Raw genomic sequence first — 24,600 nt, 5'->3', positions numbered from 1 at the left:
TATAAGTTAAGGAGGTGGAAAAGTGTTTAATTTTGATCCTAATTTAGCAGCAAATCGTATAGCAGAAAGTTTTAATACAGCAGGAATGCTTCGAGAAAGTATTAATAAGTTTATTAAATTGAATTCTGTATCTATGTATACAAATTTTTGGGATAGTGCTACAGCAAGTGCTGCCAAAACAGCCATTAAAATTAGTCAAGCGAAACAAAATCAAGAAGAATTAAATAAAAAAGTGGTAGAAGGTACTGGAAGTGCAGTCAAATTAGGAGAAGCTTTGAAATCAGTAAGTGCTCAAGCATGGACAGGTTTAAAGTTTGTTGGAAGTTATGCTAAAGATGCTTTAATTAGCGCGGGCGAAGATCAATCCACAAAACAAATATTTATATCACGTGCTGGAAATCCTGAAGTTGGTGGAGCAATGTTTGAGCAATTCAAACAGGATGCAATTGATTCCGGAGCTAACGTAAAAGAAGCATTAAAAGGTTCTCAAATATTTATGTCTGGTACTGAAAACACGGATCAGATTAGAGATTTGAATAGTCTAACAGTAAGACTTCAAAAGCTTTCAGGAACTGAAAATAGCGAATCAGAAATTGCTAAAATTATTTATGGAGGAATGAAAGGTAGAGAAGCACCTTTAACAGCTTTTAATATTCCAGCAACTGCAGCTGAAAATGATAATTTAATGGAACTTGGTAAAGCAGGAAATATTGATGGTTATATCACTGCTATGAACGAAATTATGACAAAAAGGGGTATGACTGAGGAAGCTTTAAAGACAATGATGGATGCACCAACCGAACGTTGGGGAACTTTGATGACTAATTTCAAAATGACTATGATTGATATTGGTTTAGGAGCATTAACAGCATTATTACCATTATTGGATATGTTAAATACAGCTTTTCAAGCAGGAACCTTTCAACCTTTCTTTGATATGCTTACAAATGGTTTAGCGCTTGTATCTCAAGGATTTGTATGGCTAATAACTAATTTGCCTGTTGCATGGCAGGTCATAGTCGATTCTATATCTGTACTTGGAAATGTTTTATATAATATTATGGTTATTATTATTGGACTTATTCCATTTATTCTTGCGTTAGCAGTAATGTGGTTATTTTTAAATGCAGCAATGATTATGGGAAGAGTCGCTGCTGTAGCATACGCTATAGGTGCAAATATTGCAGCAGTTGCACAAAGAATTTTTAATTTAGCAATGAGTGCTAATCCACTAGGTATAATTATCGCTTTAATATTGGGAGTAGTTACAGCATTTTTTACACTAGGAAGCATAGCTGGTGGTGTCAAAGAAGTTTTAAGTAATGCTTTTGGCTTTATTATGGATTGTGCCGAGAATGCTGTGAATTTTATACTCGCTGTTATTAATGCAGGAATTAAAGGTATAAATGCAGTTTCTGGATTTTTCGCTGATTTACTTGGAATAGAATCGAAAGAAATTCCATTGATTGAGGCTACAGCAGATTTTTCAGGAATTAAAAAGTCAGGCCAAAATTTTATTAAAGATTTTTCAATGGATAAGCTTACAAATTCATTAAATCTTGATAATTTGCTAGGTAGTTCTCCAAAAGCACCCAAAGATACAAGTGCTGCAAGTCAATTCAAGCAGGAATTACCAAAAGGAGCTGGAGCCACTATGCCATCTGCTGGCATGCCTTCGACTTCTGGTGCTATGCCAGCGATATCCTCACCAACAATGCCAGCAACAGTTGATAATGTAAACAATGTAAATAATGTTGGTAACATTGAGGGAACTGTTGACATTTCAAGTGAAGATCTCAAAATGATGCGTGATCTAGCAGAACTCCAAGCAATCCAAAATTTTGTAAGTCTCACTCCTACTGTCCAAGTCACTACAGGCGATATTAACAGTGGTGCTGACCTGGATACGATTGTTGGACATATTGGTCGAAAACTAGAAGAAGAATTTGTATCGACCGCTCAGGGGGTGTATATCTAAATGGAGGAGTACGGTTTTTTTCTGAGTTTTAATAATGAATCTGAAGCGATGCGACTTCCTGTAAATCCAGAAAAATTAGAAATTAACGCATCTGGAGATGGAAAATCTTACAATATTGTTGATCTGGGAGAAATTAACTCGATTCAGCCTAATAAACTGCGTGAAATTACAATCGAAAGCTTTTTCCCAGGACAACGCTATCCATTTGTAGTAGGTAATACTTTATATACTCCTTATCATTATGTTGAAATGATTCAAAAGTGGATGGAGAAAAAGCGCCCCCTTCGTTTTGTATTCTCAGGACTGAATGTACCTGAATCCTCTCTCGATGAGAAAATAAAATTAAACACACAGATTGGAGACATCGAATCTGAACGTTTTCGATCAAATGAAGCATTTATGGCTATCAATATGGCAGTCAGTATTGAAAAATTTGATTGGTCAATTGTAGCTGGGGATTCAGGAGATATTCAATTTAAGTTATCTTTGAAAGAATATGTTTTTTATCAAGCGCTAAAACTTAAATTTAAAGAAGCTAAAACGGAAGTCAAAAAAAAGCGTGCTGATACTAAAGAAGCATCAAGTACGTATACAGTGGTAGCCGGTGACTCACTCTGGAAAATAGCTAAAAAGAAGCTAGGTGATGGTAGTCGTTATCGAGAAATTCAAAAATTGAATAAGATCCCAGATAGCGAACTTCGTAAACTTTCTATAGGTAAAGTCATCAAATTGCCACAGAAAGAGGCAGCTAAATGATTAAACTATATATTGATAATAAAATGGGTAAAATGTGGGATGTTTCTAATATTGTAACTGATATCACTTGGAAAACTAGTCGTACAGGCAAACCAGCTACTCTTGAATTTACACTTGTTAGTGATGGATTATATCAATGGAAAGATTTTGATGTGCAAAATGGATATATTGTTCGATTTAGTCACAATTTAAAAAATCTGTTTTATGGGTATGTTTTTTCAGTGAGCACAGGTACAGATAATGAAATTAAACTTACCGCTTATGATCAAGTACGATATTTACTAGGAAACGATACTTTTGTATTTACAAATGTAACAGCAGACGAAGTCATACGTACTATTGCGGTTAAAAATAATTTAAAAATAGGTACACTTGCAAAAGGTAGTTATATTATTCCTTCTATGATTGAAGATAATAAAAAGCTGCTGGATACGATTATGAAAGCTCTAGATTATACGTTAGCTTATGGTACACAATTACTTGTTTTCTATGATAATTATGGACAGCTTACACTAGAAAGTAATACAACCACTGAACCTGTTGTTGTGTTAGGGAAAGGACACTTTTTATATGATTATTCTATAAAAAAGAGTATTGATTCCGAGACATATAATCGTATCAAAATGTATAAAGATAACAAAAAAAGCGGTAAACGCGAAATTTATATTGATCAAGATAGTCACAATATTGCAAATTGGGGTTTGCTGCAAAAATATGAGAAAGCCGAAGATAGCTGGAATGATGCACAGATTAAAGAAGCATCAGCTAAGATGCTTACACTTTATAATCGTGAACAGATTAGTTTATCTGTAGAAGCATTAGGCGATCATCGCGTAAGAGGTGGCAAGTTCGTATATATTTTGCTAAATGAATTTAAAAACCAAGTGTATCTTGTAGAAGAATGCAGTCACAAATTTTCTGGGGGCGAACATACTATGTCTCTTGATGTGAAAGTGGTGTAAAGATATGTTAGATATTATTCGTAAAGCAAGTCTTGGAGCAGTATCTAATACGAATCCAATGGCAGCTTTGTACGGGACCGTTCTTAGTAGTTCTCCACTAGAAATTAGTGTAGAACAACGATTCAGTTTGCCTGCTTCTGCCTTAGTCATTCCTGAAACTATTGTTAAGCTAGGTTTACAGCCAGGAGACCGAGTATTGTTACTTCGTATTCAGGGCGGCCAAAGTTATGTTGTATTAGATCGTGTGGTGGACAGCCTATGATTCCTATTGGTTTACAATTACCTCCTGAACAAGCAATAGATACCGAAACTGTTACAATGCCTAGTTTAACGTATCAGGTAGGTTGGGAACGTGGTGTAATCACAGGGATGATTGATGGATTAGATTCTATTCGTCAGGCTGTGTTGAAAATACTCAATACAGAACGATATCAATATCTTATTTACAGTGAAGATTATGGTACAGAATGGCAGCAGATTCTAGGACAAGACCATCTTTTTGTCCGTGCTGAGATTCAACGTATGATCACAGAAGCATTACTTCAAGATGATCGAATTGAGCAAATTGTGGATTTTCAGACGTATTGGACATCTGGTGAAGACATTCGAGTGAGCTTTACGGTACAGACACGTTATGGATCATTTCAAATTAATAAGGAGGTGAGTTAGATCTATGTATGAATCACAAACGTACGAAGTTTTACTTGAACGTATGCTTGATCGAGTCTCTGATAAATTAGATAAGCGTGAAGGTAGTATTATTTATGATGCATTAGCACCTGCTGCTATTGAGTTAGCCCAAATGTATGCAGAGTTAGATATACAAATGAATTTGTCTTTTGCAGATACAGCAAGTGGTGAATATTTGGAGAGACGTACAGCAGAATATGGGATCAAGCGTCAAGCTGCTACGTATGCTGTACGTAAAGGATTATTTTTTAAAGGAGACGGTAGTAAAGTAGACGTTGCTATTGGTATTCGTTTGGCAAGTGGAGATTTAATTTATATGGTTAGTCAAAAACTTGCACTAGGTGAATATACATTGACTTGTGAAACGGCAGGTGAAATAGGGAACTCACCTTCTGGAACGCTTCTACCACTAGACTATATCCAAGGTCTTGCTGTAGCAGAGTTAGGAGAAGTTCTTGTACCTGGTGAAGACATCGAAAATGATGAAACGTTACGTGCCAGATATATACAAGCGATCAATGAGCAACCTTTTGGAGGTAATATCTCAGATTATAAGAAAGAAATTAATGAAATTGAGGGTGTGGGTGGAGTAAAAGTATTTCCAGTGTGGCAAGGTGGAGGTACAGTGAAATGTACGATTATAGCAAGTGATGGTCGTGCTCCTTCTAGTGAATTATTAAATCGAGTTCAGACCATTATTGATCCTATTGTAAATCAAGGCACAGGAATAGGTATTGCTCCTATTGGTCATCGAGTGACTATTACTGGAGTACAAGAAGTTCCTATTACTATTAGCACACGTCTTATATTGGATACTGGAACAACAGTAGGACAAGTACAAGCAGACCTTAATGATATTTTATCTGCGTATATCAAGGAATTGACAACATCTTGGAAAGATGTAGAACAAATTATTATTCGTCTAAGTCAATTAGATGCGCGTATTGTGAGTGTTCGAGGAATTGCTGATGTGAATAACACCAAAATTAATGGAAATGCTAGTAATTTTACTCTGCAACCTGAACAAATAGCAATTTGGGGAGGAGTCGATAAGCTTGAGTAAAAGGTTAATGCAATATGAGCCCGAATATTATCATCAAGTACGTGAATTTATTGCTTTACTTGATGCGGAAGAACCAGAATTAGATCTTTTAGAAGAGAAAAGAATTCGTTTGCTAGAAGATCAATTTGTTATGACTTCAAGTGAACTTTCTATTCGTCGTCGGGAATTGCAATTACACATTCAAGCTGATCCTGTACAAGAATCTTTAGATTTCCGTCGCCGTCGAATTATTAATCGTTATACAACCAAACCGCCCTTTACCATTCGTTATTTGCAACAAAAATTAGATCAATTGCTAGGTACAAATAAAGCAGTTGCAACCGTAGATATTCAGAATTTCATTTTAAAAATCACTGCAAATCTTACAGATGCATCCGTATTTAATGAGGTCAATTATACGGTACAAAGTATCAAACCTGCTAACTTACTATATGTACAAGGAACTTCTTTGCAAGAATCACTGGTTTTAGCAGAAAAAGCTTATTTCTCAGGGACAACACGTAATACTAAATTATCTACACGTTGGAAATTAGGAAGTACTCCGTTTACCGAACAGGGAGAGGAGATTCGAGTAATATGATTACAACTAAATATTTACAAGAGGTAGCTGCATATACAGATCGCCGTATTGCAAAAGTTACTCTCAATGGATCGTACGATATTACAACGTTTACTGTTAAAAAAGTATCTACTTCAACCATTGAACTTGAATACATGATTAAGGCTGCAGATATTAATGCGGTCTCTTTGCTACAGCTAAAAGCCAGTAATGGAGATATTATCAGTAGTAATGAAGTCTATATTCCTGTTATTGCGGATACTGTTATTAAACAATTTATTGAAGTGAAAGGGGTTTAAGCATGGATTATCAGGCAAAAACAGATTGGTCTTATAATGATACAGTAACAGAGCAAGATATGAATCGAATCGAAGCTGGTCTTGGCGATCTGCATGAGCGTTTGGATGTTGATTCCTATGAACAACTCACCTTAAAACCAGGTCTACAAATTATAAATGCTAAAAAAAATTCACCTTTCCAATTAACAGGCTTAAAAGGTCGTACTTTGTTAAACTTAAGTGGATCTGATTGGACACCGACTAAAAACATCACAAGATTTATCAATTATCAATCTACATTGAGTATAGATAATAATAAAAGTGTAACCAGTGGAAATGCTCTTAAAATTACAGCAGCTGTAGCGAATAGCATAGCGGATGGATTTGGTAAAAATGCAGTCAATTTAATTTCAGGAAAAAAATATATTGCTCTAGGACATCTTTATAACGAAACAGGGCAAAGTATGAAACTAGTTATTCAAAACACTGCAATAGAAAGTCCAACAACAACTTCCAAAAATAAATGGGAGTTTATTTATATTCCATTCGTTGCTGGAGGAAATGTTAGTAATGCGTATCCGATTGCAAGGCTAACTGCTAGTGCAGTTGGAAATGCAGGCTATGCAGACGCATTACGTTTATATGAAATCTCAGATACAGAATACACAGCTCTTCCTACAATGACATCCGACCAAATTGCTGCTGCTTATCCTTATGTGGATAGCATTTCGCCTGTACGTAATCCATATGTTATTGCATACGGTGAAAATTTGTTGCCTGCTTTGCAAGAATGGTCAAATATAGAAGGAACACCAGTTATAAATAATCGGTACAGTGTTGATGTAAGTAGCGCTAATAAGATTATTCATAATTATGTAGCTGTTGTGCCAGGCGCTACGTATACATTATCTGCTGTTTCTAGTGGTTCGACCGGACGCATTTTTGTATACAACACTAATGGGGCAATAGCTTTAGCAGATAGTACAGGTAGCGGATCAATATCTGCAACATTTAAAGTACCAGTTGGAGTAAACGTAGTTGAAGTCAGGTTGCTAGGTACTGGTACAACTCCTGTTAATCTTTCTAATGTAATGCTGAATGTAGGTAGCACAGCTAAATCATTCAAACCACGAGAAGATACGATGTTAGCATTACAAACAGATTTATATGCTAATCCAGTTACAGGAACAAATGCAGATGAAGTATTTGAAAAGGAAGGGCAATATTCCAAGTTATCTAAATGGAAAAAAATTTTGTTAGATGATAATTTACCATGGGAATTATTCACATCTTTAAATGGTATGAAAATTGTCAAAGTGGATGCATCAACTTTCAATGCTACTTTGGATGATACATCTAGTTATTTTGCTGTCAAGCACGATGGATCCATTTTGGATTACAAAACATCATCAGATCGTAAAGATCAAATACAATTGAATAATGCAACAGAAGGTAAACGTTTATTTGTTTCTATTTCTGCAACAGATAGTGGTTGGGGAGATAGTTATACACCTACTTCAAATGAGATTAAAGCTTATTTTTTAGGATGGAAAATGTATGATGGTACAAATAATAATCTTCCATATTCTTCAGGAACTAAATATTGGAGAATGAGTACAATTAACTTAAATGATGCAAGTACTTCAAATGGTACAGCTGTATCAGTTGTTCCCAATAATATAGTGAGTGGATACACACCTTATCAATTGGTTTATCAGCTTGCCAAACCTTTAATTGAACCGATAATTTCAGATGGAGCTATAAGTTTATCTCAAGGTAATAATCAAATTGAAGTAGGAGCAGGAATAATTGTAAGAGAATCAGTCAAACCTGAACTTGGAAAGATCGGAATAAATGCGGATCGGTTAGGGTACAATATTAATAATCCGAATACTAGCAGCATTTCATTAACAAAAAATAAGATAGATCGATTTTTAAATATCTTTAAAAACAATAGAAGAGATCAATGGACTTATTATGATAAAAATCTTACTGCAAATGGTGCTATAGCACAAAAAGAATATATAGAGTATGATCAAACAGCTGTATATTCAGTAACTTATATGATGCTGAACAAATCACCTCTAACTTCTTTTGTAGGAAAACTTTTTGTGAATGAGAATACATTATTGAATAAGCTGATAAAATTAGAAAGTGAACTGGATACTCGTTTATCTGTAGTTGAAAATAAAAAAGCTGATAAAGACAGTTCATCTTGGATTCAACCTACATTCCAAAGCAACTGGTCTCCTTTTACTACAGGGTATACAAATGGTTACAAGAAAATTGCAGGTACAAATATGGTTGTTTTTCACTTCTGTTTGTATGGAGGACTAACCTCTATTAGTACAATACTTTTTAAATTTCCAGAAAATTATCGACCAAAGCAAAATGTTATTTTTACTGGATTTAGTCGAAGTGGCGATAGCTCAGTTTTGGCAACTACAGCTTTTGAAATTCGTAGCACAGGATATGCGCTTGTTGGAACAGGAGTTCCACAAAACGGTGCGTATATGGTTAGTGGTATTTTTGAAGCCGAACAATAAAAGGAGGTTAATTCTATGAAAGCTGTACCCAAAGTAGACGCAAATGGTCTATATATCGAAGATGTTATCCAGGACGATGCCTTTAGTGGTATCGTTCCTTTTTATACCGATCCAGCAGATACCGAATCTTCTGTAGTTAGTTATCTAATCGGAACTGCTGTTCCATCTGGATTGTATCAACCGAAATGGGACTTGGACAATGAGCAATGGGTGGAAGGGTTAACACAAGCAGAGATTGATGCATTAAAAGAATTATCCAATAGTCAACCTGCAACTAATCTAACACAAATGCAACAAGAACTGACGAATACCCAGTTAGCCCTAGCCGATACGTTTGAACAGTTGGCTACTTCTCAACAAGAAACGACTAATCTCCAGCTGGCTGTCGCTGATCTGTATGAACAACTCACGAGTGTAACTTCAGCTCAAGGGGGTGGCAAGTAATATGGCTGCAATTTATGTGAGTCTAATTCAAAAAGGCTTAAAAACCATTGAAGATGTACCTACGTATCAGGGGATGCGCAATCAGGTACAAGAATTATTGAATAGTGTAAAAGAATCTTAAATCTTTTCCCAAAGCCTCCGGCATTACGCCTGGAGGCTCTTTTTTAGCCTAATGAAGCAACATACTACACAATAACAGGAGGAAAGGTCCATGGGTGGGGAGGTTGAAGCCATTGTCAAATCGGTATCGACTGGTGCGGGGGCCATGATCGGGTACTTTTTCGGGGAGTGGAGTGTAATGATCAATCTACTATTGATGCTTGTCATCGTCGATTGGGTAACAGGATGGGCAGCTGCATGGATTAATGGAGAGTTAAAAAGCCGGACAGGTTATAGAGGGATCGCTCGCAAAGTCGCTATTTTCGTGATGGTGACGATCGCTCATTTTATCGATAAAGCGGTAGGTGATCTGCATTATTTTCAAGATGCGGTTATCTTTTTCTATTTAGCGAATGAATTGTTATCTGTGATCGAAAATATGGGGCGGATGGGTGTTCCAATGCCTAAAGTATTACGTCATGCTGTGAAAATATTCGAATCGCACAGTGGAGAAGATGAACCCAATGAAGATACTAATTCTTCTTTGAATCGTTCTAACCCTTCTTCGACAACTGTCACTTCTACAACGAATAGACAGATTGAGTCTGATACAAATGGAAATGTAGAGCCTAACGATTCGCACAATAACCCATCCAATCCAACAGCAGATGATAAGCCAAAGCAAGATGAAGATACAACCGTTACTGACGAACTGTCTCCAATGACACAAGCTGAACGAGATCAGCAATTTGTACGTAAAGAAAACACGTTAGAAAACTTTATTTTTCCAGAGTGATATTATTGCTCATCGTAATCTATAAAGAACATGAATCTCACACCAAATCGAACCGCAAATAAAGCTGAAAGAAGGTGAATCTATGCAACCCAAAACACCAGATGGTGCGCAGGGGATTGATGTATCTCACTGGCAAGGAAGCATCGACTGGAACAAAGTCAAAGTGGATGGGAAACATTATGCGTTTATCAAAGCAACAGAAGGTACCCGGAATAAAGATGCTAAATTCATTTTTAATATCAAAGGTGCTAAAGCTGCTGGATTGTTAGTAGGTGCTTACCATTTTTTGAATGCTACCAGTACGGCAGTAGCCAGACAAGAAGCGAACCATTTTGTGCAAAGACTACAAGAGATCGGTGGAGCCAACGTATTGGATTTCCCGCCTGTACTCGACTATGAGAACAATCCGGGTCGACTGGATAAAAGTACGATTAGCGCTATTGCTAGAGCTTTTTTGGAAGAAGTAGAGCGCTTAACAGAGATCAAACCTATGATCTATACAGGTAATGCTTTTGCGGCTAACTTTGATACCTCACTGAGCTCATATTCGTTGTGGATCGCAAGATATAGCACCACACGAATTCCAGATGATTGTACTGCATGGAAGTTATGGGATTTTTGGCAATATTCTGATTCTGGATATGTTAGAGGAATCGGTGGTAATGTCGATCTCAATATTTACAAAGGAACACTAGCCCAATTGATCTCTACGTATGGCAAAAAGCCAGAAGAAAAACCAACCGACAAAGGAGATGAACCGATGACAGCCGAAGAGAAAAAAGCATTTCAAGCTTTAGAAGCTACAGTCAAAGCACAAGCTGAACGCATTGCTGCATTAACAGACAGTCGGGATTTACTCAAAACCAGTATTAACAAAGTAGATACTCGTATTCAACGTATCGAACAAACGCAAAAAATGGATATCCCTACATGGGCAAAAGAAGCAGTAAGTAGCGCATTAGCTACAGGTGTTATTCAAGATCCAGAAGGCGGTAGTTACGACTTTTATCGCTTGTTAACTGTATTGCATCGCAAAGGTCTGATTTAATACCCTCTGCGTAATATGAATATTTCTATTCATGAATAGCTATAAACAAATAAACAAAATAAAAATGATATTAATAAACTTTTTGGGAAATAGAAAGGAGAATAACGATGGAAGAATTAAATATTGTTTTAGCCTTTGCATCTACTTTATCTCTGATCATCTTGGCACTTGTACAAGCACTCAAAACAGCAGTAGCTATTCCTAAAAATCTAATTCCAGTGATTGGCATTGTGATCGGTGTAGGTATTGGCGCGGCGGCGTATCCGTTTACAGAATTGGGATTAGTTCCTCGTCTATGGGCAGGTGGACTTGCTGGTTTATCTGCAACTGGATTATTTGAATTAGCTTTTAATCCGAAAGTAGGAACCAGTAAAAGCATCTAATAGTGTAAGGTACAGATCCTATGATTTTTAAAATGTATATACAATAAAAAGATCCTTGGTATATCACTATATTGGTAAGTGAGTACTACTATCTAGTTTACGATATAAAAAGCATGTCTAGATCTATAAGAGAATGAAACGATGGAAGCTATTTGACTCATTGTTGAATATTGCTGCTATTCATACTATCTTTTATTTTTCTAAATGGATAACAAAAAAAGGATCTGGAATAATCCAGATCCTTTTCAATTTGAAAGTTACCACATTTACGTTGAAAGCTACCAAATTGCATGATGGAATAACTTCTTTATTTACATATATCCGATGACTCTTATAGCATCTTTATGAAAAGGTTAGCTTAAGATGCAGCTGTTGCAGTCATAGCAGGTAATTGAAGTTTTTGACCTGGATAAATCCAGTGTGCATTTGTAAGGTCGTTAAGATCACGTAAAACTTTCCAAGTTGTACCATGATCTACAGCGATTGAATACAATGTATCTCCCGCTTTAACAACATAAACATCGCTAGCTGCTGGAACCGGTTTGGTAGGAACTGGTTTTACAGGCGTTGCTGGTTTAGTTGTAGATGGCTTAGCAGGAACTGGTTTGGCCGGAGTTGCTGGCTTGGTTGTAGATGGTTTAGCAGGAACTGGCTTCGCTGGAGTTGCTGGCTTAGTAGCTGCATCTTTAGCAGGCATTGTTGCTTCGCTAATTCGTCCATCTGTTTTGATATTGACTTTGCCTAAAGACTGCATATATTCGATCAATGCTTCGTCTAATGAACCATAAATACCTGTTTGTGCTTTTCCTTTGAACATCGTGTATTCGTCTCCGCCTACAGCCATAAAGTCGTTGGTTGCTAGACTATACGTAGCTTTCAAATCAAGTGGTTTACCAGCTACAGTGACAGAGTGGACACGATCGCCTTTTTCTTTCGCTGTATCAATTTTGTAAGTCATACCTGAGACTTGAGTAAATGCGCCTTTTTCGTTCGGAAAATCGCTAGCACCGTTATTCAGTGCTGCTAATAGTTCAGCACCGGTTACATTGATCGAAACGATTAGATTACCAAAAGGAAGAACAGTGATCACATCACCTTTGGTCACTTTACCGGCTGCGATTGAAGCACGGATACCACCACCGTTAGTAATCGCTACATCTGTACCCGCTGTTTTGCGCATAGCATCTGTTAACAGATCACCAAGATTTGTTTCACCTGCACGAACTTGAGTACGCTCACCGTCTAATTTGACAGAAGATTCAGCAACCGTTTCTTCAAGGATCGACTTTTGTGATTCTTGAATAGAACTTACAAGTGCTGCTACTTTAGGATCTGGAGTAACATTTGCTGCTGCTTTTTCGTCTAATACATAAGCTTGTTTCTTCGTGACTTTACCACCATCTACCCATAGATCGATAACACCCATATGTTCACCGTATTCGCCTGTACTTGCGATCAGTGTTCCATTTTCGGTTTGACCATTTTCAAGCAAAGTATGGCTATGGCCATCGATAAATACATCAATACCTGGCACTTCTTTAACTACTTTCAAGCTTGTGTCTGTACTGGATTGGTCCATACCTAAATGTCCCAAAGCCACAATCACATCCACTTTACCTTGTAGTTCGGCTACCATTTTTTTAGCAGCTACCGCAGGATCAGTAAATTCAACATCCGTTACATTTTTAGGATTTGTTTTGTAAGCTGTTTCAGGCGTTTCTAATCCGAAAATACCAATTTTGACTCCGTCCAATTCACGGATAATATAAGGTTCGAATGGAGAAGTTCCATCTTTTTCAACAATGTTAGAAGAAATGATAGGGAAGTTCGCCATTTTGGAAAGTTCTAGCAAACGATCATAACCATAATCAAATTCATGATTACCCGGCTCCATTGCAGCATAACCCATAAGGTTCATCGTTTGAATAACGCTTTCACCTTTAACCAGTGTTGCAAAAGAAGTACCATGAATCTGATCTCCGTCATCTAACAACAACGTATTCGGATTCGCTTCGCGATATAGATTAGCAATTCCTGAAAGTTTGGCGTATCCCATATAAGGAGTAGCCTCTGTAGCATGAGCATGAACATCATTCGTATGTAAGAGAGTGATATGCTTCCCAGTACCAGCATCTTGCTGTACCTGTTGATTAATACCTTCTACCGTAAGTGATGAAGGTACAGCTGCAGACATGATGCTTGAAAAGCTTAAAGTCAGCAATGCTGACGCAGCTATTGATAAAACCGTTTTCTTTTTTAACATATGAATAATATGCCTCCCTTTTGATTGTATTCTACTTATTCTATCAGCTAATTGTTAACAGTGTCACTAGGTTTCCATAAACTATTTGTAAAAAATATAATAAAAGTCAGTTAATATGACATTATGTATATAAAAGTAGTCACAGCAAAGGAAATTAGAAATTTAAAATCAAAGTATATTGCGAGAACAAAAGAAAATAGAACTCAAATAAAAGAAACATTCATATAATAAAACCGCAATAAATCGATATTACTGTCGTATGATGTAGCCTTTTGTAACAAATAAACGTTTTATGTGAAAAAACATTGCCAAACAAGTAACAATGATGTAAATTAAGTTCAACCTGTGGTCAATTCCAATTTTAGCCATCATTCTCAAAATACATATACAAGAGAATATGTTGGATAAAAAGGATTGAGTACGTATCCATGATTTTCCAATTCAGAAGGGAGTTTGTTGCTTGTGAAAAAGGGATTATTGTTAATGTTTACGTTGATGCTTACGTCTGTTTTATTATTGGCAGGTTGTACCGGAAACAAATCAGCTACAACAGCACCAGAAGCAAATGGAACAGAAGAAACCGCTGCTACAGGAGGCGGAACATTAATTGTAGGTCGTGGTGGAGATTCAGCCGCACTCGATCCAGCCATTGTTACTGATGGCGAATCACTTAAGATTGCACAACAGGTATTTGATACACTATTAGATTACAAAGAAGGAACAACTGAAGTTATGCCATCTCTCGCAGAAAGTTGGACGATTTCAGAAGATGCTTTAACGTATACTTTTAAATTGCGTGAAGGTGTCAAATTCCATGACGGTACTGATTTTAATGCAGATGCTGTTGTGTTTAACTTCGAACGTTGGAGTGACACCAAAAGTAAATATAAATTCGAAGGCGATTCCTTCGATTATTATGATTCCATGTTTGGACCGGAAGAAGAGCGCGTTATTGCAAGCGTAACCGCAACTGATCCAACAACGGTTGTGTTCAAATTAAACAAACCTCAAGCTCCATTTCTCCAAAATCTAGCGATGACTTGTTTTGGGATTGCAAGTCCTAAAGCGATTGAAGATGAAAAAGAAAACTTCAAATCTAATCCAGTCGGTACAGGCCCATTTGTATTTAAAGAATGGAAACGTAGCGATTCAATCACACTCGACAAAAATCCTAACTACTGGCAAGAAGGATTGCCAAAAATGGATCAAGTCATTATCCGCTCTATTCCCGATAACACTGCTCGTTACAATGCCCTTCAAAACGGCGAAATTGATATGATGGAAGATTTAAGTCCAGATGATCTGGCAAGCTTGGAAGCCAATCCAGCTCTTCAAAAAATCAATCGTCCACCATTCAATGTTGCTTATCTCGGTTTTAATACAACCAAAAAACCATTTGATGATCCTAAAGTGCGTGTAGCACTAAATCATGCTGTTGATAAACAAGGTCTAATTGATGCGTTCTTCGCAGGACAAGCAGAACCAGCTGTCAATCCAATCCCACCTACATTATGGGGATACAACAAATCAGTAGAAGATTATCCATATGATTTAGCCAAAGCGAAGCAATTGCTAGCTGATGCAGGCTACCCGAATGGAATTGAGCAAGAATTAACGTTTTATGCAATGCCTGTACCACGTCCGTATATGCCAGATGGACGTAAAGTAGCAGAAGTCATTCAAGCAAGCTTTGAACAAATTGGTGTCAAAGTGAAAATTGAATCTCCAGAATGGGCAACGTATCTGGAAGATTTGAAAAATGGTACTAAAGACGATCTATTTATTATTGGTTGGACAGGTGATAACGGTGACCCTGATAATTTCTTCTATCCATTACTTGATAAAGATTCTATTGGTGGTAACAACTACAGTCAATATGATAGTAAAGAATTCCATGACTTGGTCGTTAAAGCTCAACAAGAGACCGATCAAGCTGAGCGTAGTAAGTTGTATGAACAAGCTCAAGTCATTGTGAAAAAAGATGCACCATGGGTTCCGTTGGTACATTCTACACCGCTACTCGCAGCTAAGGCTGAATTGAAAGGTTATGTACCTTCACCAACCGGCTCAGAAGCATACACCAATGTGTATATCGAACAATAAAAGCATGGTAGGTGATCAACGACATGGGTTCTTACATTTTGAAGCGTCTGATTGTACTGATTCCAGTATTGTTAGGAATGACTATTATTGTATTTTCGATTATCCATGCGATTCCAGGTGATCCAGCAGATACAATTCTAGGTGAAAAAGCGACAGAGCAATCTAAGCAAGCTTTGCGTGAACAGTTAGGATTAGATCGTCCGTGGTTAGAACAGTATTTCGCTTATTTGGGTGATTTACTGACAGGTGATCTAGGAAGTTCGATCCGCACGAAGGAGCCTATTTCGCAAGAAATAGGTCCTTACCTAGCGGCAACGATGGAATTAACAGTAGCTAGTATGTTATTTGCTATCGTTATCGGGGTAAATGCAGGAATTGTCAGTGCTTGGAGACATAATTCATGGTTCGATTATATTTGTATGATTATTGCTCTTGTAGGTGTATCGATGCCGATTTTCTGGCTAGGCTTAATGGAGCAATGGATTTTTGCAAATAAACTGCATTGGTTACCTTCTATTGGGCGGCTCAATGTACGCGAACCGTTAGAAGCTGTGACAGGATTCTATGTGATTGACGCTATTATTTCAGGGCAGACTTCGCAGTTATGGACAGTCATTAAGCATCTTGTTTTACCTTCAATAGCACTCGGAACGATTCCGATGGCAGTGATTGCACGGATGACACGTTCCAGTATGTTAGAAGTAATGCAGTCTGATTATATTCGTACTGCCAAAGCCAAAGGATTATCTCAATTTTATGTCGTTTATCGACATGGGTTGAAAAATGCGTTTATTCCAGTCCTGACCGTTATCGGTCTTCAGACAGGAGCACTTCTGGGTGGAGCCGTATTGACCGAGACGATTTTCGCTTGGCCAGGCGTAGGCAGATATATTTATGAAGCAATTAGCAATCGTGATTATCCGGTAATCCAATCAGGCATTTTAATTATTGCTATCATTTTTGTTGTTATTAATCTGCTGGTGGATCTGCTGTATGCCTTATTTGATCCACGTATCCAGTACAAGTAAGAGGTGATTAGATGACACAAGCATCCCTGAATACCGGATCAGGTGGCAACGTCAAAGAAGTAAAGTCTGGTCCCTGGCGTGATGGTATACGTTCATTTATGCGTAACAAAACAGCCGTGGTCGGATTCGCAATTGTAGTGTTCTTTATTATACTGGCTTTACTTGCGCCGCTTATTTCGCCTTACGATTATAAAGCACAGGTATTGTCTGAACGTCTGCAAGCTCCATCCGCTACACACTGGTTTGGCACAGACGATTTAGGCAGAGATATTTTGACCCGTACACTGTATGGAGCACGTATTTCATTATGGGTTGGTTTTGTATCGGTGATCGGTTCTATTATTATCGGTACTTTTTTAGGAATACTGGCTGGATTTTATGGTCGCTGGGTAGATATGATCATCTCGCGTGTGTTCGATATCTTGCTCGCTTTTCCAGCTATTTTGTTAGCTATTGCGATTGTAGCTATATTAGGACCTTCTTTGCAAAATGCGCTTTATGCGATCGCTATCGTCAATATTCCGACTTATGGTCGGTTGGTACGATCGCGTGTGCTTTCATTACGGCAAGAAGAATTTATTACAGCGGCTCGAGCGACAGGTGTTCGAGATGCACGGATTTTGTTTAGACATATTTTGCCGAACAGTCTAACACCGATTATTGTACAAGGTACTCTAGGTGTAGCGACAGCGATTATAGAAGCCGCAGGATTAGGCTTTCTAGGAATGGGTGCGCAACCCCCTGAACCCGAATGGGGCAAAATGCTATCCGATTCACGTCAGTTTATTCAGACGGCTCCGTGGACTGTTATTTTTCCAGGGGTATCGATTTTGCTGACTTCTCTTGGATTCAATCTTATGGGCGATGGATTACGGGATACATTTGATCCACGAATGAAGCGTTAATCTTGAGCTAACTGTATAAAAGGAAAAGAAGATATACGAACCGTTTGTAGGCTCGTGTATCTTCTTTTTTGATTATAAATAGAGAAGTGCTAAATTTTTTCTTCTATAATATACTGTCATTTTGTATCGTATATTTTTCAGTGTAAAATGGGTATAAATAGTTTACGATCTAGATAGACATGGATTCGCAACCGTGCTTTACTTTGATAAGTGAGCAAAAATGTGTATAATCACTCCAACCATGTATAGACAATCGATATAGAGATATAGGAGAAACCATATGGAAAATAATTTGAAATCGATGCGTGAACACCGTCAATACACAGAAGACAAACATGAAGCTTCCAGAGAAGCATACGAACGTGATTATTCACGTCTTATCCATTCACCTACTTTTCGCCGTTTACAAGGAAAATCACAGGTGTTTGGAGCAGGTACCGGTGATTATTACCGTACACGATTAACGCATTCTTTGGAAGTAGCGCAGATTGCAAGACAAGCCGCCAAAAGTCTGCTTAGTCGTTATCCTGAAATTGATGAATCGGCTGCCAGTAATCCAGGTCTGATTATTCATCCTGAAGTGGTCGAATGCGCTTCGATCGCTCATGATTTTGGACATCCTCCGTTTGGGCATAAAGGAGAAGAAGTACTGGAAAGCATTTTAGAAAATTTAATTACAGAGAAAACGCAAAAAGCGTTGAAAGGCAAAAAAGTAACGCCTGCTGAACGTGAAGCGGTGCGTCAGCAAATGCGAGAGAAATATGAACATTTTGAAGGCAATGCACATAATTTTCGTTTGATTATGTTTTTGGAAAAGCGTGAAAACTTAGATGGGCTTAATCTGTGTGATGCAGTACTACTTGGAATTAATAAATATCCGTATACCGGTATTGTTAACAAGAAAGGGCTGTATCATCGGGAATGGCAATATATAAATGAGATTCGTCAACAATGGCAAATTCCTGATCGCAAAATTACACTGGAAGCGCAATTGATGGATTTGTGTGATGATATTGCTTATTCTGCTCATGATCTAGAAGATGGGATCAAAGCAGGCAAGATTGAAGTACATGAACATTTTATGCATGATCCGTATACACATAAATTAATTATTGAAAAAATTATGACACTTGAAGATCGCTTCTGGTTAGGATGGAGCCGTGAAAGTATAGCGGCTAAAGTGGATGAAGTGCTTACAGCTTATTTGCGTATTTGGCGTGAAAAACTGCCTGTCTGTGATCATGATTTTTCTCGTACTCGTCGTGAAGTGAAGGCGTACTGGGTCAGTCATTTTGTCAGTCATCTAGGTGTAATTGATGATGGAGATTGGAAAAAGGTAACTTTTATCAACGATCAATCAGAAGATGAAGATCTGTTACGAACTGTGAGTGTACTCAAAAGTTTTGCATGGGTGACAATGATTCGTGATCTACGGGTACAACGATTGCAAAAACGCAGTGAATGGATTATTCGCCGCTTGTGGGATGCTTTTCTGGATCAAGAATCGTCCGTTTCGATTATTCCTTCCGATTGGTTACAACGATTTGAACGTGATCAATTAAGTCCTAACCCGGTATGGACATGGGAACGAATGGTCATTGATTATATTGCGGGAATGACTGATGCTTTTGCTGAGAAAATTTATAATGAATTGTATGGGCTCAAAGTGGGTTCGATATACGATCTTGATTAAATCGTATTCTGTCTACCGAAGCATATATATAGAAGAAACATCATAGAAGAGGTGAGACCATGAAAGCAATATCCCTTGGTATTCTAGATATGTCACCTGTATTAGAAGGCGTATCGGTTGAAGAAGCTTTACAACAATCTGTACGATTAGCACAAATGGCAGAAGAACAAGGTTATGAGCGATTCTGGTTATCTGAGCATCATGATATGGCTGGACTTGCTTGTACAGCACCTGAAATTATGATCACTTATATAGGAGCACATACGTCTACAATACGTCTGGGTTCTGGAGGTGTATTATTACCTCATTACAGTGCACTCAAAATCGCAGAAACGTTTCGGATGTTATCTGCGCTTTATCCGGGAAGAATCGATCTGGGTATTGGACGTGCACCGGGAGGATCAGCCCATGCATCGATTGCGCTAAGTGGTAATTATTTAGCGCATGTTTCCCAGATGACTTCATTAATGCAAGACCTTACTCAATTATTGCAAAATAACTATGAGATTGAAGGCGGACAAGTTCAGGCAAGACCGATTCCTGCGCAAGAGCCAGAATGTTGGTTACTGGGCACGAATATTAAAAGTGCAGGTTTGGCTGCTGAATATGGAACAGGATATGTTTTTGGATATTTTATGAGTGATAATGATGGTCAAAAAGCGATACAACATTATCTTGATCAATATCAATCTACCTCATTGCAATCTCATCCTAAAGTCATGATGGCAGTATCTATTATTTGCGCAGATACGCAAACAGAAGCAGAGCAATTATATGAAAACTGGAAAAGTAATTCGCAAGCACAGGGAGGAAGTACCGAAGAATCCCCATCTCCTATTGTAGCGAGCACCGAAAATATTATTCAGCAACTTCAACAATTACAGACGGAATATAAGGCGGATGAACTATTAGTGATTTGTCCATTACAGACGTATGATGAACGTATCGGCGTATATCAAAAAATCGCTGAAGCGAATCAATCGGTATCTTCATTTTTAGCATAATAAACTACTAAAACTGGAAATTATCATAGGGAACAATGTGATGCGATCAATTGAATAAATAATCGAACCGTTGAATAAATGATACTTTTTTACACAACAAAAAGACTCGCCCTTTACTGAGGAACGAGTCTTTTTGCTATTTTATTTAATACTTTTTACCATAATCAACCAGATTAACAGGAAGAGTCTGATTTTCTTGATATGATTTTAAATTGGTTAAAAAGATGTCTAAAACACGTTCTGTATAATGCTCATTACTGCCAGCAATATGAGGAGTAATAATGACTTGTTCCATATTCCATAACACATGATCTTCAGGCAAAGGTTCTGGATCGAACACATCAAGTCCAGCGCCTGCAATCACTTTTTCTTCCAAAGCATGAACCAATGCATCGGTGTCCACTGTAGAACCACGCCCGACATTAATAAAAATAGCATTTTTCTTCATCGCTGCAAAACGTTCTTGATTGAACAATTGCTGCGTCTCATCGGTCAGTGGCAAAATATTCACCACATAATCAGCTTCAGCGAGAGCTGTATCTAATTTATCCATTGTATACATCTGTTCAATATATTCTGTTGCTTCACCAGAACGCCGAACACCGATTGTATGCATACCGAATGCTTGAGCAAGTCGAGCTGTTTCTTGTCCGATATTACCAACACCTACAATAGCGATCGACTTTCCTTTGAGTTCAGTAAATGTTCCACTGGTATCCCAAGTCTGTTTACTTTGCTGACGAATAGCTTGATGAAAGTTACGAGAAAATGCAAGCATATATCCAAAAATCTGTTCGGAGATAGGAACGGTATGTACACCATTCGCACTGGTCAACTGCACTTGTTTATGATGCAATTTTTCTAAAGGCATATTATCTACACCGGCTGACCATGTTTGAATCCATTTAACCGGACAGTCCTCCGCTAGAATATAATCGGCTAACTTTTTAGACCATCCTACAATAATTTCTGCATCTTTAAAAAGCGAGGCATCGGCTTGTTTAGCAGGAACTGCTTTTAATTGGTATTGGGGTGCTGTGGATTGAATCTGTTGTTGTTGAGCTTCATCTAGTTCTTGTAGAAATAGAATAGTAGACATCGTATTCCCTCCCTGAGTGATCAAGCTGATCGATCTATGACCTTTTTAAATCATATCAAATAATAACCCGCACACCAAATCAGAAACTACGCATTACTGTAGTGTTTTGCAGATTTGGAGCAATTGGTGTATACTAGGTGGAAGTAATGATAGAACGTGTGTTCGTTAATAAGAAGATTTGAATCAAGGAGGTGATATGAATCATGGGTACACAATTAGGACAAGAACGTATTTTTGTTGCTTTGCGAGTAGGTCAAGAAGCATCAAAATCGTTAAGTCATTGGAGTGCTTCTATACGTGAGACATATCATTTTCGTAAATGGACACATCCACAAGACTTACATATCACGATTCAGTTTTTAGGTGATGTGTGGGTAGAAGAAATAGAAACAATAAAGCATGCACTTTATCAGGTCGCCAAGCAAAATCATTCCTTTGCTTTGCAGTTAGGATCATTAGATACATTCGGTCTGATCGAAGCGCCTAAAGTATGGTGGGTAGAGCCTGAAGGTGATCTTCAATCTTTGAATCATCTACAAAGTGAAATTGGGCATACTTGTACAGCATTAGGGTATTCCCCGGAAGATCGTCCGTATCGTCCGCATATTACAATCGCTCGTAAGTACAAAGGTGAGATTCCTTTTTTAGAACTGGAACATTCTTTTGAATTGCCGTCACTTTCATGGCAAGTTACAGAGATTGTATTGTGCAAAATACGAGTAGGATCTCAACCGACTTATGAAAATTTAGCAACATTTCCGTTGTTGACCAAGTAACCTATACCTAATATTGCTTATTTGTCAATTTGACAAAAGATAAGTAACTATACTACTATACGTTCTGCTGCAATTTTGTAGTTGAAGGCGGGATGGAAATCGAATTTTCATAGAGCTGAAAATTCAAAATTAGGTTAGTCACTTCGACTTGTAATCGAATATTCGAGTGAATCATAAAATGACAAAATGATTCAAAATTTGATCGTTGGTGTATTCAAATGAAATCGGATAGGTTACATAGAGGATGGAGTAAGCTAACAATATTGGAGGAAAAAAATGGAGTTTATTAAACGCAATCAGTGGATTACGCCGTTGCTAGGCGTGCTTTTTATATTTGTAATGTCTATGCCTTTCTGGATGGATAACCGTACCACCCAAGAAGAAACATTTACCGAGTTGCCTATGTGGGGAACTAAGCCTGTAGTAGCTTCTGCATCTACACTAGAAGCAAGGACAAATATAAATTTTGTCACCTGGAATAATACCCATACCAAAAAAGTCGTTAAACAAGTCAAAGCAGAAACTGTGGCCGCTCAAGCAAAAGTGACAAAAGCTAAAAAAGTAGCAGAGCAAGCCAAAATAAAAACAGCCCATGCAAAAATTAAAGCAGCGAACGCACGTTCAGCCAAAGCGAAAGCATCGTCAGGCATTGTAACGGCAAGTTCGTCTATTAATCATTCAACTCCAACCCACTTATACTTTACTCGGACCGAGCTACTTAACCAGAAGGAGAAATCCGAAGCAACCTGGACCTACGCGCTGTCTAGTAAAGATCGGCTACTGTTAGAACGTATTGTTATGGCAGAAGCTGAAGGCGAACCGTACGAAGGCAAAGTGGCAGTTGCCAACGTTGTCTTGAATCGGCTACGGTCAGCTAATTTTCCCAAAACTATCAAAGATGTTATTTATCAAAGATACCAGTTTTCGCCTGTAAACAACGGTAGATTTGATCGTGTTCAGCCTAATGCTGACTCTGTTAAAGCAGTAAGTGAAGCTCTATCCGGTCATAAACAAGTGCCTGATGATACGTATTATTTTGTATCTTTATCTCTAGCAACTGACGATACGATTGAACGTACACGTACCAAAGTGGTGCAAATAGGGCATCATACTTTTTTTAAATAAAACCACGAAATGTGCTGGTTTGTTTTATTTTGCTCTTTTCTAGTTTATAAGAAGTAGAGGAATTATACTTTCATGTATGAGAATGATAAGATCAATTCTGAAGCATATGAATCTATTTCGGAGGTGCATTTATTTATGAAAATCACATATTACGGTCAGTCTTGTTTACTGGTTGAACACGATGGGAAAACAGTTATTATTGACCCTTTTCTTTCAGGTAATCCGCATGTAAATGTTTCTCCAAAAGATATTAAAGTGGATGCGATTATTTTGACTCATGGTCATGGTGATCATTTTGGAGATACAGTAGAAATCGCTAATAACAACAATTGCCCTGTGATTGCAGTCGTAGAATTGGCTCAATACACAGCAAGCAAAGGTGTTGAACATACAGTAGGAATGAACCTTGGGGGTAGCAAACAATTCGATGGGTTCAAAGTGAAGTACACGTTGGCATTCCATTCTTCCTCGATTGAAGAAGGCGGTCAAAATATTTATCTTGGAGAGCCTGCCGGTATTTTGTTAACAATGGGTGACAAGACGTTGTACCATGCAGGAGATACAGCGCTATTCGGAGATATGAAGTTAATCGGCGAATTGAATCATATTGATGTGGCTGCATTGCCAATCGGAGATTTCTTTACGATGGGACCTGAAGATGCCCTTCTTGCTGCTAAATGGATCAAAGCGAATCAAGTGATTCCGATCCACTACAATACATTCCCGCCGATTGAGCAGGATGCTCATGCCTTTGCAACAGAGTTGCAACGGGATAATATCAAAGGACTACCACTAGAGATTGGTGAAAGTGTAGAGATTTAAGTAACGTCTACATGTTAACTTTGTAATAAAAGAATGAATCTTTAGATAAATAGTATAAACCCGTATCCAAATCGAAAGCCTACCTTTACTATAAAAGGGTAGGCTTTATTTTTTATCAAAAAGAATAAAATAATGAATCTACATATATATTAAATATTAATTTTAATGTATAATAATACA

The 24,600-nt window shown here is 37.7% G+C and carries 23 protein-coding genes and 1 pseudogene; 22 read left to right on the top strand and 2 right to left on the bottom strand.

Translation table 11 applies throughout. The features are described from left to right. Nucleotides 1-22 precede the first annotated feature (22 nt). From PaeCFBP13512_RS02665 to PaeCFBP13512_RS02605, 14 genes and pseudogenes are all read left to right on the top strand, one after another. Nucleotides 23-1,978, top strand: coding sequence for a hypothetical protein (locus PaeCFBP13512_RS02665; protein WP_137220958.1), 1,956 nt, complete (start codon nucleotides 23-25; stop codon nucleotides 1,976-1,978). After that, nucleotides 1,979-2,734: a LysM peptidoglycan-binding domain-containing protein gene (locus tag PaeCFBP13512_RS02660; RefSeq protein WP_069326172.1), complete on the top strand. Its 756-nt coding sequence runs from the start codon at nucleotides 1,979-1,981 to the stop codon at nucleotides 2,732-2,734. Beyond that, a complete protein-coding gene (locus PaeCFBP13512_RS02655) occupies nucleotides 2,731-3,696 on the top strand; it encodes an XkdQ/YqbQ family protein (RefSeq protein ID WP_137220956.1) in 966 nt (321 codons plus the stop codon). Before PaeCFBP13512_RS02660 ends, PaeCFBP13512_RS02655 begins: the two co-directional genes overlap by 4 nt. A gap of 4 nt (nucleotides 3,697-3,700) precedes the next feature. Continuing rightward, entirely contained in the window at nucleotides 3,701-3,958 is a 258-nt protein-coding gene (locus PaeCFBP13512_RS02650) for a DUF2577 domain-containing protein (protein ID WP_137220953.1), read from the top strand. Continuing rightward, complete coding sequence (locus tag PaeCFBP13512_RS02645; RefSeq protein ID WP_137220951.1) at nucleotides 3,955-4,365, top strand: DUF2634 domain-containing protein; 411 nt, start codon at nucleotides 3,955-3,957, stop codon at nucleotides 4,363-4,365. Before PaeCFBP13512_RS02650 ends, PaeCFBP13512_RS02645 begins: the two co-directional genes overlap by 4 nt. Nucleotides 4,366-4,369: 4 nt before the next feature. After that, nucleotides 4,370-5,449: a baseplate J/gp47 family protein gene (locus PaeCFBP13512_RS02640; protein ID WP_137220949.1), complete on the top strand. Its 1,080-nt coding sequence runs from the start codon at nucleotides 4,370-4,372 to the stop codon at nucleotides 5,447-5,449. Then, nucleotides 5,442-6,029 (top strand): putative phage tail protein, encoded by a 588-nt coding sequence (locus tag PaeCFBP13512_RS02635; protein ID WP_069326167.1) that lies wholly within the window; start codon nucleotides 5,442-5,444, stop codon nucleotides 6,027-6,029. The genes PaeCFBP13512_RS02640 and PaeCFBP13512_RS02635 overlap by 8 nt, the downstream gene beginning before the upstream one ends. Then, on the top strand, nucleotides 6,026-6,307 hold the full coding sequence (locus PaeCFBP13512_RS02630) for a ketopantoate hydroxymethyltransferase (RefSeq protein WP_069326166.1): 282 nt from the start codon (nucleotides 6,026-6,028) through the stop codon (nucleotides 6,305-6,307). The genes PaeCFBP13512_RS02635 and PaeCFBP13512_RS02630 overlap by 4 nt, the downstream gene beginning before the upstream one ends. A 2-nt stretch (nucleotides 6,308-6,309) precedes the next feature. Continuing rightward, the gene (locus PaeCFBP13512_RS02625; RefSeq protein WP_137220947.1) at nucleotides 6,310-8,832 is read left to right on the top strand and encodes a hypothetical protein; all 2,523 of its coding nucleotides are present in this window, start codon (nucleotides 6,310-6,312) and stop codon (nucleotides 8,830-8,832) included. Nucleotides 8,833-8,847: 15 nt separating this feature from the next. After that, nucleotides 8,848-9,276 (top strand): hypothetical protein, encoded by a 429-nt coding sequence (locus PaeCFBP13512_RS02620; protein WP_137220945.1) that lies wholly within the window; start codon nucleotides 8,848-8,850, stop codon nucleotides 9,274-9,276. 1 nt (nucleotide 9,277) lies between these two features. Then, entirely contained in the window at nucleotides 9,278-9,397 is a 120-nt protein-coding gene (locus tag PaeCFBP13512_RS23560) for a CD1375 family protein (protein ID WP_275094477.1), read from the top strand. A 90-nt stretch (nucleotides 9,398-9,487) separates the two neighbouring features. Further along, nucleotides 9,488-9,922, top strand: a pseudogene (locus PaeCFBP13512_RS23450) (phage holin family protein); the annotation flags it as partial. Between the two features lie 331 nt (nucleotides 9,923-10,253). Further along, on the top strand, nucleotides 10,254-11,219 hold the full coding sequence (locus PaeCFBP13512_RS02610; protein ID WP_137220941.1) for a glycoside hydrolase family 25 protein: 966 nt from the start codon (nucleotides 10,254-10,256) through the stop codon (nucleotides 11,217-11,219). Nucleotides 11,220-11,326: 107 nt separating this feature from the next. Continuing rightward, the gene (locus PaeCFBP13512_RS02605; RefSeq protein WP_069326162.1) at nucleotides 11,327-11,602 is read left to right on the top strand and encodes a holin; all 276 of its coding nucleotides are present in this window, start codon (nucleotides 11,327-11,329) and stop codon (nucleotides 11,600-11,602) included. A 358-nt stretch (nucleotides 11,603-11,960) separates the two neighbouring features. Here the strand turns inward: PaeCFBP13512_RS02605 and PaeCFBP13512_RS02600 are convergent, their stop codons facing one another. Further along, complete coding sequence (locus PaeCFBP13512_RS02600) at nucleotides 11,961-13,865, bottom strand: 5'-nucleotidase C-terminal domain-containing protein (protein WP_137220939.1); 1,905 nt, start codon at nucleotides 13,863-13,865, stop codon at nucleotides 11,961-11,963. Nucleotides 13,866-14,348: 483 nt separating this feature from the next. Between PaeCFBP13512_RS02600 and PaeCFBP13512_RS02595 the strand changes: the two genes are divergently transcribed. From PaeCFBP13512_RS02595 to PaeCFBP13512_RS02575, 5 genes are all read left to right on the top strand, one after another. Then, nucleotides 14,349-15,968 carry an ABC transporter substrate-binding protein gene (locus PaeCFBP13512_RS02595; protein ID WP_069326160.1) on the top strand — a complete coding sequence of 540 codons (1,620 nt, stop codon included), beginning with the start codon at nucleotides 14,349-14,351 and terminating at the stop codon, nucleotides 15,966-15,968. A 23-nt stretch (nucleotides 15,969-15,991) separates the two neighbouring features. Beyond that, nucleotides 15,992-16,996: an ABC transporter permease gene (locus tag PaeCFBP13512_RS02590; protein ID WP_069326159.1), complete on the top strand. Its 1,005-nt coding sequence runs from the start codon at nucleotides 15,992-15,994 to the stop codon at nucleotides 16,994-16,996. 11 nt (nucleotides 16,997-17,007) lie between these two features. Then, complete coding sequence (locus PaeCFBP13512_RS02585) at nucleotides 17,008-17,901, top strand: ABC transporter permease (protein ID WP_069326158.1); 894 nt, start codon at nucleotides 17,008-17,010, stop codon at nucleotides 17,899-17,901. A gap of 280 nt (nucleotides 17,902-18,181) precedes the next feature. Then, the gene (locus PaeCFBP13512_RS02580) at nucleotides 18,182-19,594 is read left to right on the top strand and encodes a deoxyguanosinetriphosphate triphosphohydrolase family protein (protein ID WP_137220937.1); all 1,413 of its coding nucleotides are present in this window, start codon (nucleotides 18,182-18,184) and stop codon (nucleotides 19,592-19,594) included. A 59-nt stretch (nucleotides 19,595-19,653) separates the two neighbouring features. Further along, a complete protein-coding gene (locus tag PaeCFBP13512_RS02575; protein ID WP_137220935.1) occupies nucleotides 19,654-20,598 on the top strand; it encodes an MsnO8 family LLM class oxidoreductase in 945 nt (314 codons plus the stop codon). Nucleotides 20,599-20,743: 145 nt separating this feature from the next. Here the strand turns inward: PaeCFBP13512_RS02575 and PaeCFBP13512_RS02570 are convergent, their stop codons facing one another. Continuing rightward, nucleotides 20,744-21,697 carry a D-2-hydroxyacid dehydrogenase gene (locus tag PaeCFBP13512_RS02570; protein ID WP_069326155.1) on the bottom strand — a complete coding sequence of 318 codons (954 nt, stop codon included), beginning with the start codon at nucleotides 21,695-21,697 and terminating at the stop codon, nucleotides 20,744-20,746. Between the two features lie 203 nt (nucleotides 21,698-21,900). On the opposite strand from PaeCFBP13512_RS02570, the gene thpR reads away from it, so the two are divergent. The 3 genes from thpR to PaeCFBP13512_RS02555 all read left to right on the top strand — a co-directional run bounded on the left by thpR (nucleotide 21,901) and on the right by PaeCFBP13512_RS02555 (nucleotide 24,420). Next, nucleotides 21,901-22,473, top strand: a complete 573-nt coding sequence (gene thpR, locus PaeCFBP13512_RS02565) for an RNA 2',3'-cyclic phosphodiesterase (protein ID WP_137220933.1) — start codon at nucleotides 21,901-21,903, stop codon at nucleotides 22,471-22,473. Between the two features lie 276 nt (nucleotides 22,474-22,749). After that, nucleotides 22,750-23,598, top strand: a complete 849-nt coding sequence (locus tag PaeCFBP13512_RS02560) for a cell wall hydrolase (RefSeq protein WP_137220931.1) — start codon at nucleotides 22,750-22,752, stop codon at nucleotides 23,596-23,598. Between the two features lie 135 nt (nucleotides 23,599-23,733). Continuing rightward, nucleotides 23,734-24,420: a metal-dependent hydrolase gene (locus PaeCFBP13512_RS02555; protein ID WP_069326196.1), complete on the top strand. Its 687-nt coding sequence runs from the start codon at nucleotides 23,734-23,736 to the stop codon at nucleotides 24,418-24,420. Nucleotides 24,421-24,600: the final 180 nt, after the last annotated feature.

Source organism: Paenibacillus sp. CFBP13512 (genome assembly GCF_005233705.1).
GTDB classification, from domain to species: Bacteria; Bacillota; Bacilli; order Paenibacillales; family Paenibacillaceae; genus Saccharibacillus; species Saccharibacillus nuruki.
This window is presented reverse-complemented; position numbering and strand designations above follow the sequence as displayed.